Annotated in this window: 14 protein-coding genes; 8 read left to right on the top strand and 6 right to left on the bottom strand. The window is 70.7% G+C overall.

What is annotated here, in order from left to right:
• Positions 1–77 precede the first annotated feature (77 nt).
• The 5 genes from ACWGDB_RS10205 to ACWGDB_RS10185 are packed head-to-tail and all read left to right on the top strand — an operon-like array spanning position 78 to position 6612.
• Positions 78–1706 carry an ABC transporter substrate-binding protein gene (locus ACWGDB_RS10205; protein ID WP_453822022.1) on the top strand — a complete coding sequence of 543 codons (1629 nt, stop codon included), beginning with the start codon at positions 78–80 and terminating at the stop codon, positions 1704–1706.
• A gap of 10 nt (positions 1707–1716) precedes the next feature.
• Complete coding sequence (locus tag ACWGDB_RS10200; protein WP_453822021.1) at positions 1717–2676, top strand: ABC transporter permease; 960 nt, start codon at positions 1717–1719, stop codon at positions 2674–2676.
• A complete protein-coding gene (locus ACWGDB_RS10195) occupies positions 2673–4661 on the top strand; it encodes a dipeptide/oligopeptide/nickel ABC transporter permease/ATP-binding protein (protein ID WP_453822020.1) in 1989 nt (662 codons plus the stop codon). The genes ACWGDB_RS10200 and ACWGDB_RS10195 overlap by 4 nt, the downstream gene beginning before the upstream one ends.
• A complete protein-coding gene (locus ACWGDB_RS10190; RefSeq protein WP_453822019.1) occupies positions 4658–5677 on the top strand; it encodes an oligopeptide/dipeptide ABC transporter ATP-binding protein in 1020 nt (339 codons plus the stop codon). Before ACWGDB_RS10195 ends, ACWGDB_RS10190 begins: the two co-directional genes overlap by 4 nt.
• Positions 5677–6612 (top strand): dihydrodipicolinate synthase family protein, encoded by a 936-nt coding sequence (locus tag ACWGDB_RS10185; protein WP_453822174.1) that lies wholly within the window; start codon positions 5677–5679, stop codon positions 6610–6612. Before ACWGDB_RS10190 ends, ACWGDB_RS10185 begins: the two co-directional genes overlap by 1 nt.
• A 142-nt stretch (positions 6613–6754) precedes the next feature.
• Here the strand turns inward: ACWGDB_RS10185 and ACWGDB_RS10180 are convergent, their stop codons facing one another.
• From ACWGDB_RS10180 to ACWGDB_RS10165, 4 genes are read right to left on the bottom strand one after another with little or no spacing between them, the layout of a single operon-like run.
• Positions 6755–7960: a sialidase family protein gene (locus tag ACWGDB_RS10180; protein WP_453822018.1), complete on the bottom strand. Its 1206-nt coding sequence runs from the start codon at positions 7958–7960 to the stop codon at positions 6755–6757.
• 39 nt (positions 7961–7999) lie between these two features.
• Positions 8000–8659 carry a response regulator transcription factor gene (locus ACWGDB_RS10175; RefSeq protein WP_328881749.1) on the bottom strand — a complete coding sequence of 220 codons (660 nt, stop codon included), beginning with the start codon at positions 8657–8659 and terminating at the stop codon, positions 8000–8002.
• Positions 8656–9903: a sensor histidine kinase gene (locus ACWGDB_RS10170; RefSeq protein ID WP_453822017.1), complete on the bottom strand. Its 1248-nt coding sequence runs from the start codon at positions 9901–9903 to the stop codon at positions 8656–8658. The genes ACWGDB_RS10175 and ACWGDB_RS10170 overlap by 4 nt, the downstream gene beginning before the upstream one ends.
• Before the next feature lie 46 nt (positions 9904–9949).
• On the bottom strand, positions 9950–12046 hold the full coding sequence (locus ACWGDB_RS10165) for an MMPL family transporter (protein WP_453822016.1): 2097 nt from the start codon (positions 12044–12046) through the stop codon (positions 9950–9952).
• Between the two features lie 86 nt (positions 12047–12132).
• On the opposite strand from ACWGDB_RS10165, the gene ACWGDB_RS10160 reads away from it, so the two are divergent.
• On the top strand, positions 12133–12423 hold the full coding sequence (locus ACWGDB_RS10160; protein WP_453822015.1) for a hypothetical protein: 291 nt from the start codon (positions 12133–12135) through the stop codon (positions 12421–12423).
• A 21-nt stretch (positions 12424–12444) separates the two neighbouring features.
• Here ACWGDB_RS10160 and ACWGDB_RS10155 read toward each other — a convergent pair whose 3' ends face one another.
• The gene (locus tag ACWGDB_RS10155; protein WP_453822014.1) at positions 12445–13143 is read right to left on the bottom strand and encodes a TerB family tellurite resistance protein; all 699 of its coding nucleotides are present in this window, start codon (positions 13141–13143) and stop codon (positions 12445–12447) included.
• 261 nt (positions 13144–13404) lie between these two features.
• Positions 13405–15144 (bottom strand): 2-isopropylmalate synthase, encoded by a 1740-nt coding sequence (leuA, locus tag ACWGDB_RS10150; RefSeq protein WP_453822013.1) that lies wholly within the window; start codon positions 15142–15144, stop codon positions 13405–13407.
• Between the two features lie 320 nt (positions 15145–15464).
• Here leuA and ACWGDB_RS10145 point away from each other — a divergent pair, with 320 nt between their 5' ends.
• Both ACWGDB_RS10145 and ACWGDB_RS10140 read left to right on the top strand, forming a co-directional pair.
• The gene (locus tag ACWGDB_RS10145) at positions 15465–16535 is read left to right on the top strand and encodes a M4 family metallopeptidase (RefSeq protein WP_453822012.1); all 1071 of its coding nucleotides are present in this window, start codon (positions 15465–15467) and stop codon (positions 16533–16535) included.
• 21 nt (positions 16536–16556) lie between these two features.
• Positions 16557–16823: a protealysin inhibitor emfourin gene (locus tag ACWGDB_RS10140; RefSeq protein WP_328881743.1), complete on the top strand. Its 267-nt coding sequence runs from the start codon at positions 16557–16559 to the stop codon at positions 16821–16823.
• Positions 16824–16885 lie beyond the last annotated feature (62 nt).

Genomic DNA, 16885 nt, shown 5'->3' with positions numbered 1-16885 from the left:
CACCCCACCTATGGTCGCGCTGACCGTCAGGACGTAGGACGTCGTATCTCCTCACACAACCCACCGCTGGAGGACCCGTGCGCGACGTGACCCACGACGTGCCGGCGCTGCACCGCCGGTCGTTCCTGAAGTACACCGGTGCGCTGAGCGCGGCCGCCGCCGTCTCCGCGTCGCTGTCGGCCTGTTCGTCGGGGCCCCAGTCCACGAACGAGACCGGCGGGGGCGGTGGCAGGAACCGGACGCTGACGGCGGTCATCGGCTACGGCAACGACGGCAGCTGGGACCCGACCCAGACCGCGTCCGCCTTCTGCATGGCCGCCAACAACCACATCTACGAGGGGCTGCTGGACACCGACCCGATCTCGCGGGAGCCGTACGCCGCGCTCGCGACCCAGGTGCCGGCCGACCCGAACGCCACGACCTGGAAGTTCACCCTGCGCGCGGGCGCGAAGTTCCACGACGGCAAGCCGGTCACGGCCGACGACGTCGTCTTCGTCTTCGACCGGATCCTCGACCCGAAGACCCAGACCCTCGCCAAGGGCTTCTTCGCGAGCTGGCTGAAGGAAGTCCGCAAGATCGACGCGCAGAACGTCGAGCTGGTCCTCAAGTTCCCCTTCCCGGACGGGATTTCACGGCTGACCCTGGCCAAGATCATGCCGAAGCACGTCTTCTCCCAGCCGGGCGGCTGGGAGGACGCCATCGCGGGCAAGGCGATCGGCTCGGGGCCGTACCGGCAGACCGCGCACCACCCGAAGTCCAACACCACCTTCGAGGCGTATCCCGACTACAACGGCCCGCGCAAGGCCGCCTTCAAGAAGATGAACTGGCTGACGATCGTGGACGCGGCGCCGCGCGTGGCCAGGATCTCCGGCGCCAGTGCCGGTGCGCAGATCGCCGACAACATCCCGTACGCCAACATCGGGCAGTTGGAGGGCGGCGGGCTGACGGTGGCGGGCGGCGCCGGGATGAACAACCTCTTCCTGATGTTCAACACCAAGCACAAGCCCTTCGACGACGTACGCGTCCGCCAGGCGCTGCACTACGCCATCGACACCGGGAAGATGATCGAGGTCGCCCTCAAGGGGCACGGGAAGCCGGCGTCGTCCTTCCTCAACGAGGCCAACCCCAGCTACCGGCGCGCGAAGAGCGTCTACGACTACGACCCCGACAAGGCGAAGGCGCTGCTGAAGGAGGCCGGGGTCAGCGGGCTGAAGATCGAGATCCTGGCCGTCAACGTGAGCTGGATCGTGGACTGCCTGCCGACCATCAAGGCGTCCTGGGACGCGATCGGCGTCAAGACCACCCTCTCCCCGCAGGAGACGACGGCCGTCTTCACCAAGATGGACCAGAAGCAGGACTACCAGGTGGTCGCCGCAGCCTCGAACCCCAACCAGTTCGGCCTCGACGCCGACCTGATCATGCACTACAACTACGGCCCCGAGAACCTGTGGATGCAGTACACGCGGTGGGCCGACAACTCGATCGCCAAGGCGCTCTTCAAGGACATGGACCGGGCGACCCGGGAGCCGGACGCCGAGAAGAAGAAGACGATCGTGCAGGACTACATCGACGTCGTCGCCGAGCAGGCCGTGCTCTACCCGGTCGTCCACAACGAGCTGATGACGGCCTGGAACCCCGAGCAGCTCACCGGGATAAGGGCACAGCCGTACCCCGGCATCAACCTCCTCCAGGCCAAGTGGGCCTAGGAGCCCTTCTGTGATCACCGTCGTAAGGATCCTGGCCCGCCGCGTCGCGCTGCTCGTGCCGCTGATGCTGGGCATCGTGCTGTTCGTGTTCCTGGTGATGCGGTTCTCGGACGTCGACCCGGCGTCCGCGTTCTTCCAGGGCGCGAACCCCACCGCCCAGCAACTGCACGACTTCCGCGAGGAGAACGGCCTGCTCGATCCCCTCCCCGTCCGCTACGTCGCCTTCATCGGCGACCTGCTCCACGGCGACATGGGCATCAGCGCCCTGACCCGCGCGCCGGTCGTCGACCAGGTCATGACCGCGCTGCCGCTGACCCTCCAGCTCACCTTCCTGGGCCTCGGCATCGCGGTCGTCCTGTCCCTGGTCGGCGGCGTGACGGCCGCCATCTACCGCGACCGTCTCCCCGACCAGATCATCCGGGTCGTCTCCCTCACCGGTGTGGCCGCCCCCGGCTTCTGGCTGGCGCTGCTGATGATCCAGTACCTGGCCGTCGACCTCGGCTGGTTCCCGACCGGCGGCTACATCAACCCGGCGGACTCCTTCACGGGCTGGCTCAAGACCATGACCCTCCCGGCTCTCGCCCTCTCGCTGCCGGTGGCGGCGCAGCTGACGCGGATCGTGCGGACGTCGGTGGTGGAGGAGCTGGACAAGGACTACGTCCGCACGGCGATCGGCAGCGGGCTGCCGCCGCGGGTGGTCGTGGGCCGGAACGTGCTCCGCAACGCGCTCATCAATCCGCTGACCGTCCTCGGTCTGCGCGTCGGCTATCTGCTGGGCGGTGCGGTCGTCATCGAGACGATCTTCTCCCTCCCCGGCATGGGGAAGCTGATGATCGACGCCGTGAAGAACGGTGACCCGGCCGTCGTCCAGGGCGTCGTCCTCACCACGGCGACCGGCTTCGTGGTCGTCAACCTCGTCATCGACATCCTGTACCTGCTGGTCAACCCGCGCCTGCGGGAGGCGACATGACGTTCAACCGCAAGCGTCTCGCCGAGGCGCTGTCCCAGCCCGGCATCCGGCTGCGCGGCTGGCGCAAGCTGCCGCTGCTGTCGAAGGTCGCCGTCTGCTTCCTGGCGATCGTGGTCCTCACCGCCCTGCTCGCCCCGGTCCTCGCCCCGCACGACCCGCTCGACCAGCAGCCGCCGATCGACGGCACCGGGCATCCGTCCGCCGAGCACTGGATGGGCCAGGACAGCCTCGGCCGGGACATCCTCAGCCGGCTGATGTACGGCGCCCGCTGGTCGCTCGCGATCGGGCTCGGCGCGACCGGGCTGGCGCTCGTCGTGGGTGCCCTGATCGGCGCGATCGCGGCCACCTCCCGCAAGGCGGTCGACGAGACGCTGATGCGCTGCCTGGACGTGGTGATGGCGTTCCCGGGCATCGCGCTGGCCGCCGTGCTCGTCGCGGTCTTCGGCGGCGGGATCACCGTCCTGATCTGCGCGATCGCGTTCCTGTTCACACCGCCGGTGGCCCGCGTCGTCCGGGCGAACGTCCTCGACCAGTACGGCGAGGACTATGTGACGGCGGAACGGGTCATCGGCGCCCGCACCCCGCACATCGTCATCAAGCACGTGGCGATCAACTGCGCCGCCCCGGTGCTGGTGTTCTGCACGGTCCAGGTGGCGGAGGCGATCGTCTTCGAGGCGTCGCTGTCCTTCATCGGGGCCGGCGTCCGTCCCCCCGACCCCTCCTGGGGCAGCGTCATCGCCGACGGCAAGAACATGGTGCTCACCGGCGGCTGGTGGGCGACCGTCTTCCCCGGCCTGCTGATGCTGGTGACGGTGCTGTCGCTGAACATCCTCTCCGAGGGCGTGTCGGACGCCTGGGCGGCGCCCACGGCCCGCGAGGTCGACGTACGCAAGCACGACGACCGCCTCGAGGCACCGGAGCCGGGCAGCGGTGAGGTGCTGCAGCTGCCGGGGCTGACGGAGGCGGCGGCGCGGCTGCGGGCACGGGCACGGCCGTTGCCCCAGGGGCAGCTGCCGGTGCTCGCGGTGGAGCACCTGGCGATCGGGTTCGAGGGCCGGCACAGCGGCGTGGACATCGTCGACGGCATCAGCTTCGAGGTGCAGCCGGGTGAGGTGCTGGGGCTGGTCGGCGAGTCGGGCTGCGGCAAGTCGCTCACCGCCCTCGCGGTGATGGGCCTGGAGCCGAAGGGCGCCCGGGTGCGCGGCCATGTCCGTTTCAACCAGCGGCAGTTGGTGGGCGAGCCGATGCGGGTGCGCCGCAAGCTGCTGGGCCACGAGATGGCGATGATCTACCAGGACGCCCTGTCCTCCCTGAACCCGGCGATGACGATCCGCTCCCAGCTCAAGCAGGTCGTACGCCGCGGAGGCCACCGCAGTCCCCACGAACTCCTGGGGCTGGTCGGCCTCGACCCCGACCGCACCCTGCGCAGCTACCCGCACGAACTCTCCGGCGGCCAGCGCCAGCGCGTCCTGATCGCCATGGCCCTGTCCCGCGACCCCAAGCTGATCGTCGCCGACGAGCCGACGACCGCCCTGGACGTCACCGTGCAGGCGCAGATCATAGAGCTGCTGCTGAGGCTGCGAGAGGAACTGGGCTTCGCCCTGATCCTCGTCTCGCACGACCTCGCGCTGATCGCGGACGTCACCGACCGGGTGGTCGTGATGTACGGCGGCCAGATCGTCGAGACCGGCGTGACCGCCGACCTGGTGGAGGCGCCGGCGCATCACTACACGCGGGGCCTGCTCGGCAGCGTGCTGTCGCTCGAGTCGGCACAGGAGCGGATGACGCAGATCAAGGGCGTCGTCCCCTCCCCCGCCGACTTCCCGGCGGGCTGCCGTTTCGCGGACCGCTGCCCGCTGGCGAGCGAGGTGTGCCGGACGACGCCGCCCGACCTGGTCGGGACGGCCACGCACACGGCGGCCTGCCATCACCCGGCGATCGTGCTGGCGCCGACAGACCGCTCGGAAAGCGGGGTCGTGCAGTGAACGCGCTGGTGGAGCTCTCGGACGCGCACGTCGTGCACAGGGCCCGCAGCGGCGGGCTGTTCACCCGGGACAAGGTGTACGCCCTGACCGGCGCCGATCTCGTCATCGCGCCCGGCGAGACGGTGGGCGTGGTCGGCGAGTCGGGGTGCGGCAAGTCGACGCTGGCGAAGGTCCTGGTGGGAGTGCAGCGCCCGACGTCGGGCACGGTGGCCCTGCGGGGACGCGACCTGTGGACGATGTCGCCGGCCGAGCGCAGGACGGCGGTGGGCGCCGGCATCGGGATGATCTTCCAGGACCCGTCGACGGCACTGAACAGGCGCCTGACGGTCCGGCAGATACTGCGGGACCCGATGGACGTGCACGACCGGGGCACGAGGAGCGAGCGCGAGGACCGGGTCAGGGAGCTGATGTCCTTGGTCGGCCTCCCGCGCGCCCTGACGGACGCCCTTCCCGGCCAGCTCTCCGGCGGCCAGCGCCAACGCGTGGCCATCGCCCGCGCACTGGCCCTGGACCCCGACCTGGTGGTGGCGGACGAGCCGACGAGCGCGCTGGACGTCTCGGTGCGGGCCCAGATCCTGAACCTCCTCCTCGACCTGAAGGAGCGGCTGGGCCTCGCCCTGGTCTTCGTCTCGCACGACATCCAGACGGTACGCCGGATGAGCGACCGCGTGATCACGATGTACCTGGGCCGGATCGTGGAGGAGGCCCGCGCGACCGGGGTCACCGACGGCTCCCGGCACCCGTACACCCGCGCCCTCTTCTCCGCGACCCCCGGCCTGCTCGACCCCATCGACCCGATCCCTCTGGTCGGCCCGGTCCCCTCCGCGACACGGCCGCCGAGCGGGTGCCCCTTCCGGACGCGATGCTGGAAGGCGGACGAGGTGTGCGCCGAGGCGATGCCGGACTTCTCGGCCGCGTCAACGCCCGAGCACCGTTACAGGTGCCACCATCCGGTGGAGGAGGGCGAGGCCACGCGCGACCTCGTACGACAGAGCCACAGTTCCAGGGAGCCTTGATCATGATCCCCACCCCGCTCACCGGTGTCATCCCGCCCGTCTGCACGCCCCTGACACCGGACCGCGAGGTGGACGTCCCGTCCCTGCTCAGGCTGGTCGACCACCTGGTGGAGGCCGGGGTGCACGGCCTGTTCGTGCTCGGCTCGACGTCGGAGGTGGCGTATCTGACGGACGGGCAGCGCCGGGTGGTGGTGGAGGCGGTGGCCGGGCACGTCGGGGGCCGGCTCCCGGTGCTGGCCGGAGTGATCGACATGACCACGCCGAGGGTGCTGGATCACGTACGCGAGGTCACTCGGGCGGGTGCGGACGCGGTGGTCGCCACGGCGCCCTTCTACGCCCGGACCCACCCCGCCGAGATCGCCCGCCACTACCGCCTGATCGCGGCCGCGTGCCCCGTCCCGGTGGTGGCGTACGACCTCCCGGCCGCCGTCCACGTCAAACTCCCCGCCGAGGTGATCCTCGACCTGGCCGCCGAGGGCGCCCTGGCCGGCCTCAAGGACTCCAGCGGCGACCTCGCCACCTTCCGCGAGGTCGTCATCGGCGCCCGCACCCGGTCCGACATCACCGGCTTCAGCGTCCTGACCGGCTCCGAACTCATCGCCGACGCCGCGCTTGCGGTGGGGGCGGACGGGGCGGTGCCGGGGCTCGCGAACGTCGACCCGCGGGGGTACGTGCGGCTCTTCGAGCTGTGCCGGGCCGGGGACCGGGAGTCGGCCCGGGCCGAGCAGGAGCGGTTGTGCGGGCTGTTCGGGATGGTGACGGTCGGGGATCCCGGGCGGATGGGGGGCAGTTCGTCGGCGTTGGGGGCCTTCAAGGCGGCGCTGCAGCTGCGGGGGGTCATCGACTGCGCGGCCACGGCGGAGCCGCAGGTGGCGTTGTCGACGGAGGAGGTTGAGCGGGTGGGGAAGTTCTTGGCGGGGGCGGGGTTGCTTTAGGGGGATTTTCGCCCCCGCCGCCCCTACCCGCCCCGTCCCTGGGGGCTGCCGCCCCCAGCTTCGGCCTGAACGGCCTCGTCCTCAAACTCCCCCAGAGGGGGCACCACCGGACGGGCTGAAATGCCTGGACCGGCGCCGGAACCTACTCCAGGTCAGCCGTCGGCAACCTGCGGAACTCGATCGTCTCGTACGTCCCCGCCACCCCCGTCTCGTACAGAATCCCAACCACCCGCCGCCCCAACGGCACCAGATCCGAGTACGCCGCCCGCCGCTGAGACAGCGTCAGCGCCTTCGTGAAGGTCGCCCCACCATCCGTACTCCGCCACACAGCCATCGATTGGCGCACGGTGGGCACGGAGGGGCCGGAGAACAGCAACGCACCGCGAGAACCCGCGAGTTGGAGGACACTTCCCTCCACTACCGGCACCTCGTTCAACGCCGGCTGAACCGTGTACGGCCGGTCCAGCGTCTCACCGCCGTCACTGGAGTGACTGTCGAGCCGGTTCCCCGCACTCGTGCCGTTCTGGTCCCGGGAGTTGAAGTACAGCCTGCCGTCGGGGAGTTCGGCCGCGGTGGACTCGTTCGCGTTGCTGAAACCGTCGTACGAGTCGTCGACGAAACCCATCCGCCAGGAACGCCCGCCGTCGTCGCTGTAGATGGCGTGGGCGCCGTAGTACTTGGACTCCTGCCCGGTGTCCCCGGACCCCGGCGCCGGCGCAGCCGAGTGGTTCGACGCGACGACCAGCCGCCCCGCATGCGGACCGCGCCGCAGCGCGATGGCGTGTCCGGGCCCGGTGGCGTACCAGCGCCAGTTCGACGGCTTCACCTGGCCCGTGATGTCCCGCGGGGACGAGAAGTGGCGGCCGTCGTCCGCGCTCCGCTGGACGAACACCCGCCGGCTCTGCTCCGGCGTAGCCTCGCCCCGCATGATCTGCGCCTCCGTCACGTCCCCGCTGTTGTAGGAGGTGACCAGCACGACCGCGCCGGTGCGCGGGTCCACCACGGGGGCCGGGTTGCCCCGGGTGTCCCCGTCCCCCGAGGCGACCACGGCCTGCGGACCCCAGGTGCAGCCGCCGTCGAGGGAGCGTCTGAGGACGACATCGATGTCGCCGGTGTCGCCCGCCCCGTCGTGCCGGCCCTCGGCGAAGGCCAGGACCGTGCCGCGCGGGGTCGTGATCGTCGCCGGGATGCGGTAGGTGTCGTAGCCGCCCTCGCCCGAGACGTACGGCACGGAGGACGTGCAGCCGGCTTCCCCCGCCGAGGCGTTGCCGGTCGCGACCAGAGGGGTGGTCAGGAGTACTGCGGTGACTAGGTATGTACGACTGAGTGAGCGCCTCAGGATGGTCATCGAGCTCCCTTGACGGAGGGTCAGACATTGCCCTGTCCGTCACAGGATCCCCGGTGTCACCATCCCTGACTCATAGGCCACGATGACCAACTGCGCCCGGTCGCGGGCGCCCAGCTTCCCCATGATGCGGCTGACGTGTGTCTTCGCCGTCAGCGGGCTGAGCCCCAATGCTTCCGCGATTTCCGTGTTGTTGAGCCCGCGGGCGACCAGCGTCAGCACTTCGCGTTCACGTTCGGACAGGCAATCGGGTCCGCCGGCGGTGGGCGCGGAAGGGCTGCGCAGGAACCGCTCGATCAGCCGTGCGGTCGGCCCCGGTGACAGGAGCGCCTCGCCCGCGGCCACCGTGCGGATGGCGTCGAGGAGTTCGGCCGGGCGGGTGTCCTTGACGAGGAATCCCGAGGCGCCGGCGCGCAGCGCGTCCACGATGTTCTCGTCGGTGTCGTAGGTGGTGAGGACCAGCACCCGCACCCCGGCCAGGTCCTCGTCGGCCGCGATCAGGCGGGTCGCCTCGATGCCGTCGAGGTCGGGCATGCGGATGTCCATCACGACGAGGTCGGCGCGGGTGCCACGGGCCAGTTCCGCGGCCTCCCGGCCGGTGGCCGCCTGGCCGACGACCTCCATGTCGGGGGCCGACTCGACCAGCATGGCGAACGCCTCCCGCACGAGCGTCTGGTCGTCCGCGAGCAGGACGCGGATCATCTCTGTCCTCCCCCGTCGCTTCCGACAGGCAGTACGGCGCTCACCCGGAATCCCCCCTCGTCGCCCGGTCCGGCGTCGAGTGTGCCACCCACGCTGCGGGCCCGCTCCCGCATGCCGACGAGGCCGTAGCCGGGGACGGATGTGGTGGAGCCTGGGGCGGGGCGCCTCCCGTCGTCGGTCACCGACACGCGCAGGGCGCCCTGCTCCTCGTACAGCTCCACCCGTACGGCGGGCTCGGGCCCTGCGTGCCGTACGACGTTCGTCAGCGCTTCCTGCACGATCCGGTACGCGGCCGCCCCGACGGCGGGCGGCGCCTCCCGAACCCGCACCTCCGACGCCACCCGCGCACCGGCCAACCGCGCCGCCGCCACCAGGTCCGGCAGCCCGTCGATGCCGGGCAGCGGGCCGCGTGCCTCGCCCACCGCGCCCTGCTCGCGCAGGAGGTCCAGCGTCGTACGCAGCTCGCCGCGCGCCGTGCGGCAGGTCCCGGCGATGTCGTCGAGCGACTTGGCGATCGCCTCGCGGTTCAGCCGCTCGGGGTCGGCGGCCAGCACGTGCGCGGCCACCGATGTCTGCACGCCGATGAGCGTGATGCTGTGGGCGAGCAGGTCGTGCAGGTCGCGGGCGATGCGCAGGCGTTCCTCGGCTACCCGGCGGCGGGCCTCCTCCTCGCGGGTTCGTTCGGCACGCTCGGCGCGTTCGACGATGGCGGCGACGTACTGGCGGTAGTAGCGGACGTCGATGCCGCAGAACAGGAACGCGAAGACCCAGCCGGAGATCCGCAGGATCTCCACCGTCCCGTCGGGGTTGGTGAGGGCGTTGAGGATCAGTGTCACGCCGAGGGCGGCGGCGCCGCTGAGCAGCGTGCGACGTACCGTGCCGGTCGCCGCGACCGTGTACAGCACCACCATGGTCGCAAAGATGGGCGCGGCGTGGTTGTTCTCCAGGGCGTGGTACGGGGCGATGCAGACCATCACCGCCAGCAGGACCAGCAGCGGCCGGTGGCGCCGCCAGACCAGGGGCACGTGGGCGGCGAGCAGCAGGGTCCAGCCGAGCGCGTCGGGGCGCATTTCCTCGTGGCCGAGCAGGGCCATGGCGGTGGCGAGAACGGCCCAGGCCACGGCCAGCAGCGCGTCGTTGCGTGTGCGGTGCGGGGCGGTGAGGGGGGCGCGGTTGATCGCCGCCATGATCCGCTCGCCGGGGCGGGACCGCGCCGCCTTCGTGGTTGCCTGCACGGAGTTCATCTTCCGGGACGGGGGCGCCCCTCCGGGAGGGAGGGGCGCCGGTCGGTCAGGACACGGAGACGGCCACGGGCTCCGGTTCCTTCGGCGGGGCCGGCGGTCGGGGCCCCTCGGGTGCGCGGGAGAGGGGGCCCGGCCACCACATCCTGCGCCTCAGTGCCACGCTCGCGCTGGTGACCAGGTAGGTGCGGACCAGGAAGGTGTCCAGCAGCACGCCGACGGCGATGACGAAGCCCAGCTCGACGAGTGGGACGAGCGGCATGCTGGTGAGCACCGCGAAGGTGGCGGCGAGGACGAGCCCGGCGGAGGCGATGACGCCGCCCGTGGTGCGCAGCGCGGTGAGCGCGGCCGACGCCGGTTCGGCGCCGTTCAGGCACTCCTCGCGCATCCGGTGCATCAGGAAGATGCCGTAGTCGACGCCGAGGGCCACCAGGAACACGAAGGAGAGCAGTCCAAGCCCGGGGTCCGTGCCCTCGAAGCCGAGGAGCGGCTCGAAGACGAGCCCGCCGATGCCGAGCGCCGCGCCCCACACGGCGACCACGGCCGCCACCAGGATCAGCGGCGCGACGAGCGAGCGCAGCAGGGCGACGAGGATCAGCAGCACGGACAGCAGCACGATCGGTACGACGACCAGGCGGTCGCGGGCGTTGGTGTCCTTCAGGTCGATCTGCTCGGCGCTGGGCCCGCCGACGTAGGAGCCGTCGAGCTTGTCGCGCAGGGCCTCGATGGTGGCGGTCTCCCCGGCGGACTGGGGTGCCGCGGTGGCGAGGACGGAGATCTCCGTCCAGCCGTTTCCGGTACGGCCTTCCTGCGCGCTGTCGACGCCGTCGGTGCCGCGGATCGACGCGAGCGTCTCGGCGGCGCGGCCCTCCCGCGTGATGACGGTGATGGGCTGGGTGCCGCGCTCGGGGTAGGCCTCGGCGAGCGTCTCCATGGCGGCGACCGCGTCGGGCTTGCTGGTGAACGAGTCCTCCTGCTTGAGGTTGCCGGGCAGGTTCAGGGCGCCGAGCGCGAGCGCGCCGAGCAGGACCGCGCCGCCCGCGAGGACGGTCAGGGGCCGGCGTCCTGCGGAGCTGCCCATCGCCGTGAACAGGGACCGGCGGGCCTTGGGTGTGCTGCCGTAGCGGGGCACGAGCGGCCAGAACACGCGCCGGCCGAGCAGCACGAGGATCGCGGGCAGCAGGGTCAGCATCGCGGCCAGTGCGCACAGCACGCCGACGGTGCCGAGCGGGCCCATGCCCCTGCTGGAGTTGAGGTCGGCGGCGAGCAGGCACAGCAGTCCGGCGGCGACGGTGCCGGAGGAGGCGAGCACGGCGGGCCCGCAGCCCTTGAGCGCGGCGGCCATGGCGTCGTACGGCCGCTCGATCCGCCGTAGTTCTTCCCGGTACCGGGAGACGAGCAGCAGTGCGTAGTCGGTGCCCGCCCCGAACACCAGGATCGTCATGATCCCGGAGCTCTGGCCGGAAACGGACGTGCCGAACCCCTGGTTGAGGCCGTAGGCGACGCCCATCGACAGATAGTCGGCCATGCCCGCGACGGCGAGCGGGACGAGCCACAGGAACGGGCTGCGGTAGATGAGGATCAGCAGCAGCGCGACCACGGCGGCCGTGGTGTACAGCAGGGGTCCGTCGAGCGAGTCGTAGACCTCGTTCGCATCGGTGGCGAGCGCGCCCGTCCCGCCGACGTCGACGTTCAGCCCGTCGCTGTCCTGCGCGATGTCCCGCACTGAGTTGACCAGTGCGTCCCGGGCTTCCTCGTCCTGCCCCGGCTCGGTGCTGGCGATTGGGTACATCAGGGTGGTGCCGTCCTGGGACGGAATGCCTTCGGGTTTCCCGGTGAGCCGGTGGGCCCCCGCGATCCGCTCGATCTGTTCGGCGGCGGTCGCCCTGTCCCCCGCGCTCAGCCCGCCGTCCCGGTGATAGACGACGACCATCTCGGTGGCCTCGCCACCCGGCAGCCGGTCCTCGATCTTCGCCACCTGCGTGGAGTCGGCGCTCGCCGGCAGATAGTCGACGGCACGGTCCCGCTGCACATCCGCCAGCTTCGACGCGAACGGCGACGCCAGCGCCAGCACCGCGATCCACAGCCCGAGCACGAGCCAGGGAACGGCCCGCCGCCGTCGCGTACTACTCCTTGCGGCCCCCATGAGACGGGCCTCCCTCCGGGTCGAGTGTCTGGGTCGCTTCCAGACTCCCGGCGCGGGAGGGCCGATTCGTCGGGCGGGAGGGCGAGTTGGGGCCTACTGCCGGGGGCGGCGCGACGGCGCGATTACTCCCTGGGGAGTACGGCGGGACGCCATGCCTGAGTAGGCCGCGCCCGCCCACCGGACGCCGACAGCTGCCCGTCGCGGCGGACATCGCCCTGGCGGTCGGGCTGCTCGTCCCCGACGTCATCGGGGTGGTCGCGGCCTTCCTGCTGGGCATCGACGTCAGCGGCGACTGGATGCCGTTCGACCCGGGCGCGGACAACTCCGACGGTGACACGAGGAGCGCGGTGCCCGGGCCGACGTGGCCGTATCTGTGACGTACCGCTGATGGTGCGGGCCTACGACGGCGTCCGTGCCGCCGCGGCCAGCAGTCTCGTCACGTCCTCGGCGCAGATGGTGAGCGCGGAGCCGACCGTCGCGAGGACGTCTCGCTCGGCGGGGGTGTAGGGGCCGTCGGCCAGGGCGATGCGGGCGCCCTGGAGGAGGATCGATTCGCGGCCCGCGGGGGCGAGGTGCGGGGCGAGGGGGTCCAGGGCCTCGTGGAGCTCTATGGCCAGGCCGGCACCGCAGGGCTCGGAGAAGACCCGCCCGGTGTCCGCGGCCAGGGCCTCCACCAGCGCGTTGAGCTGCTCCTCCGTGCAGTCGTCGAAGCCGGCCGCCCGCACCGTGGCGGCGGCGGCCTCCAGGGATGGACGGGCGCAGGTGCCGCCGGCGGCAAGCACCGCGAGGGCGACGGTGTGGACCGCGTCGCGGAGCATCGCGGAGAAGCGGGTGGTGGTGGGGTGGTCGAGGGCGTCGGTGCCGAAGTGGCGTTGGCAGGCCGCGCACTCCACGACCGGCGCGGTCTCGCCGCGCGGCAGGACCGGCACGCCGAGCAGGGTGAAGCGGCGGTGCCCGGTCAGCCGCTGGTAATTGCGGTCACCCCCGCAGCCCGGGCAGAAGAACTCGCCGTCACCCACGGCCGACCATGCGGTGCGGGTCCCCAGGATGCGCGCAAGCCTGGCGGCACGGCCGTCTTGTCCCCGTCCTGGCAGCACGTCGCACCTCCGTAACCCCGCGGCAACATCGCCGCGCTTGCGTGATGTTAGCCACATCATGGAGGCGGAGTCAGCACCCCGGACGAGACCTTTCCGTGACCTGCACAGGTCAATGGCCGAAAACGGACGGGCCCCGCCCACCCGAAAAGGGTGAACGGGGCCTCTGAACGCCGGGCGCGACAACGCCCTCAAGGGGCGCGGGGAACTGCGCGACAAGCCACGACGGCGCGGCAGCCGATCGACAACCCCTCGCGGCATTTCCTACTGCGGCGCCCCCGCGGAGCGCCCCGCCCTGTTGACCGCGGAGACGACCGCCTTCAGCGACGCACGCGTGGTGTTCGCGTCGATCCCGATCCCCCACAGGACCTTGCCGTCGATCGCGCACTCGATGTACGACGCGGCCTGCGCCGACGCACCCTCGCTCATCGTGTGCTCCTGGTAGTCCAGCAGCCGTACGTCGATGCCGATGGACTGCAGGGCGTCGAAGAAGGCCGAGATCGGACCGTTGCCGGTACCGGACAGCACGGTGTCGACGCCGTCGACCGTCGCCTCCACCTTCAGCGTGTCCACGCCGTCCGTGTCCGTCGTCGACTGACCGTTCTTGACCTGGATCCGACCCCACGGGTTCTGCGGGTTCGGCAGGTACTCGTCCTGGAAGACCCCCCAGATGTCACCGCCGGTGACCTCGCCGCCCTCGGCGTCCGTCTTCGCCTGGATGAGCTTGGAGAACTCGATCTGCATCCGGCGCGGCAGGTCCAGCTTGTGGTCGTTCTTCAGGACGTACGCGATACCGCCCTTGCCGGACTGCGAGTTGACGCGGATGACGGCCTCGTAGGAGCGGCCGACGTCCTTCGGGTCGATCGGCAGGTAGGGCACGGCCCACTCGATGTCGTCGACGGTGACGCCCTTCGCGGCCGCGTCGGCCTCCATGGCGTCGAAGCCCTTCTTGATGGCGTCCTGGTGGGAGCCGGAGAAGGACGTGTAGACCAGGTCGCCCACGTACGGGTGGCGCGGGTGGACCTCCATCTGGTTGCAGTACTCCCACGTGCGACGGATCTCGTCGATGTCGGAGAAGTCGATCTGCGGGTCGACGCCCTGCGAGAACAGGTTCATGCCCAGGGTGACCAGGTCGACGTTGCCGGTGCGCTCGCCTTGCCCGAACAGGCAGCCCTCGATGCGGTCGGCGCCGGCCATCAGCGCCAGCTCGGCGGCGGCGACGGCCGTACCGCGGTCGTTGTGCGGGTGGACGGACAGACAGACGTACTCGCGGCGGGACAGGTTGCGGCCCATCCACTCGAAGCGGTCCGCGTGCGTGGACGGCGTCGAACGCTCCACCGTGGCGGGCAGGTTGAGGATGATCTCGCGGCCCGGACCGGGCTGGTAGACGTCCATCACCGCCTCACAGACCTCCAGCGCGAAGTCCAGCTCGGTGTCGGTGAAGATCTCGGGGCTGTACTGGTAGCCGAACTCCGTCTCCGGGCCCAGCAGCTTCTCCGCGTACTCGACGACCAGCCGTGTGCCGTCGACTGCGATCTGCTTGATGTCGTCCCTGGAGCCGCGGAACACCACCCGGCGGAAGACGGGGGCGGTGGCGTTGTACAGGTGGACGGTGGCCCGCTTGGCGCCCTTCAGCGACTCCACGGTCCGCTCGATCAGGTCCTCGCGGGCCTGGGTCAGTACGGAGATGGTGACGTCGTCGGGGATCGCCCCGGGGTCCTCGATGATCGACCGCACGAAGTCGAAGTCCGTCTGGCCCGACGCCGGGAAGCCGACCTCGATCTCCTTGTAGCCCATCTTGACCAGCTGGTCGAACATCCGGCGCTTGCGCTCGGGCGACATCGGGTCGATCAGGGCCTGGTTGCCGTCACGCAGATCGGTGGAGAGCCAGCGGGGGGCGGCGGTGACACGCTTCTGGGGCCAGGTGCGGTCCGGGATGTCGACCTGCTCGTAGCGGCCGTACTTGTGGATCGGCATGGAACTGGGCTGCTGGCGATTCGCCATGATGCTTCGGGCTCCTCAGGATGTCCGGAAGGACGGCCGACGACGCAACGCCAAGCTCCGCGGGGAGGGAGTCGACCTGGACTACAGGCCCTCGCCGCGGCAGCTAAGAAGAAGCAGCCCGAAACGCATGATGCGAAGCATGCTAGCCGAGCCGCTCCCCGTGCGGGGCGTCGTATCAGTATGCGGGACCCGGGGGGCGAATAGGACAAAACGTGCGCCATACCACTTCGTCACAGAGCGTGCCGCTCCCTATCCGCATATTTCACCAATCATGGTTGCGACTAGTGACAGCTCGCTAACGCAGTGCAATGGTGCCGGTCATGACGACCAACGGGGGCTTCGAGCCCGTCTTCTGCACCGTCGTACCACCTCACGTCCTGGACAAACTGGCCCGGAACGACGACCCCGCACTCTCCGGCCCGGCTCGCCGGACCCTGATGCGCGACAGCGAGCTGCGCGGCAGGCGCCGCGTCACGACCGAGTTCGCCCTGGCGGCCGCCCCGACGGAGAAGGCACCGTCGGACCAGCCGCTGCGCACCGTCTACGACGCCCAGCACCGCACGGCCCTGCCCGGCACCAAGGTCCGCGGTGAGGGTGCGGACCCCGGCCAGGACGCCACGGTCAACCGCGCCTACTCCGGACTCGGCGCCACGTTCGAGCTCTTCCTCAAGGCCTACGCCCGCCACTCGATCGACGGCGACGGCCTGCCCCTGGACGCCACCGTCCACTACGACGAGAACTACAACAACGCCTTCTGGAACGGCGAGCAGATGGTGTTCGGCGACGGGGACGGCGAGATCTTCCTCGACTTCACCATCCCGATCGACGTCATCGGCCACGAGCTCAGCCACGGCGTCACCCAGTACACGGCCAACCTGACCTACTACGGCCAGCCGGGCGCCCTGAACGAGTCCATGTCGGACGTCTTCGGCGCGCTGATCAAGCAGTACACGCTGGGCCAGACCGCCACCGAGGCCGACTGGCTGATCGGGGCGGGTCTGCTGGCGCCCAGTGTCTCGGGCAAGGCCCTGCGCTCCATGAAGGAGCCGGGCAGCGCGTACGACGACGACGTGCTCGGCAAGGACCCGCAGCCCGCGACGATGGACGACTACGTCCGCACCGGCCGCGACAACGGCGGCGTCCACATCAATTCCGGCATCCCCAATCACGCCTTCTACCTGGCCGCCACCGCGCTCGGCGGCAACGCCTGGGAGAAGGCGGGGCAGGTCTGGTACGACGTCCTGACCGGCGGCGAGCTGTCGGAGCGGGCCATGTTCACCGACTTCGCCAAGCTGACCGTCAAGGCCGCCCGCGAGCGGTTCGGCGAGGGCGGCGCGGAGCTCCAGGCCGTGTCGAAGGCGTGGGAGCAGGTCGGGGTGCGGATCCAGTAAGTCCGTACTAGACAGGGACCCATGCGGATTTTGGTACGGCGCACGGGTGGATTCGCGGGCATCGAGCGGCACGCCGAGGTGGACACCTCGGGGCGGCCCGACGCCCAGGAGTGGCACGCCCTGGCCGAGCGCGCGGTCGCGTCCGGCCGGGGCACGCCCCCCGTCGGGGTTCCGGACGGCTTCAGCTACCAGATCACCGTGGACGGCACGACGGTGTACTGCTCGGATCCCCGGCTCACGGACGAACAGCGCAAGCTGATCTCACGGGTACTGAAGGAGGGGGCGTGACCGGCACTCGCGGTGGGCCGTAACTGCTTGTTCACGCCCGCCCGTTGACTTCCGTTACCGCT

This window comes from Streptomyces sp. NPDC055013, from assembly GCF_053608645.1.
Note: the sequence above shows the minus strand (reverse complement) of the source record. Positions and strands in the feature narration are given on the sequence as shown.

Coding starts and splice junctions, on each gene's coding strand:
- ACWGDB_RS10195 (WP_453822020.1), top strand. CDS start 2,673: ATGACGTTCAACCGCAAGCGTCTCGCCGAGGCGCTGTCCCAGCCCGGC.
- ACWGDB_RS10180 (WP_453822018.1), bottom strand. CDS start 7,960: ATGACCATCCTGAGGCGCTCACTCAGTCGTACATACCTAGTCACCGCA.
- ACWGDB_RS10175 (WP_328881749.1), bottom strand. CDS start 8,659: ATGATCCGCGTCCTGCTCGCGGACGACCAGACGCTCGTGCGGGAGGCG.
- ACWGDB_RS10170 (WP_453822017.1), bottom strand. CDS start 9,903: ATGAACTCCGTGCAGGCAACCACGAAGGCGGCGCGGTCCCGCCCCGGC.
- ACWGDB_RS10165 (WP_453822016.1), bottom strand. CDS start 12,046: ATGGGGGCCGCAAGGAGTAGTACGCGACGGCGGCGGGCCGTTCCCTGG.
- leuA (WP_453822013.1), bottom strand. CDS start 15,144: ATGGCGAATCGCCAGCAGCCCAGTTCCATGCCGATCCACAAGTACGGC.
- ACWGDB_RS10145 (WP_453822012.1), top strand. CDS start 15,465: ATGACGACCAACGGGGGCTTCGAGCCCGTCTTCTGCACCGTCGTACCA.
- ACWGDB_RS10140 (WP_328881743.1), top strand. CDS start 16,557: ATGCGGATTTTGGTACGGCGCACGGGTGGATTCGCGGGCATCGAGCGG.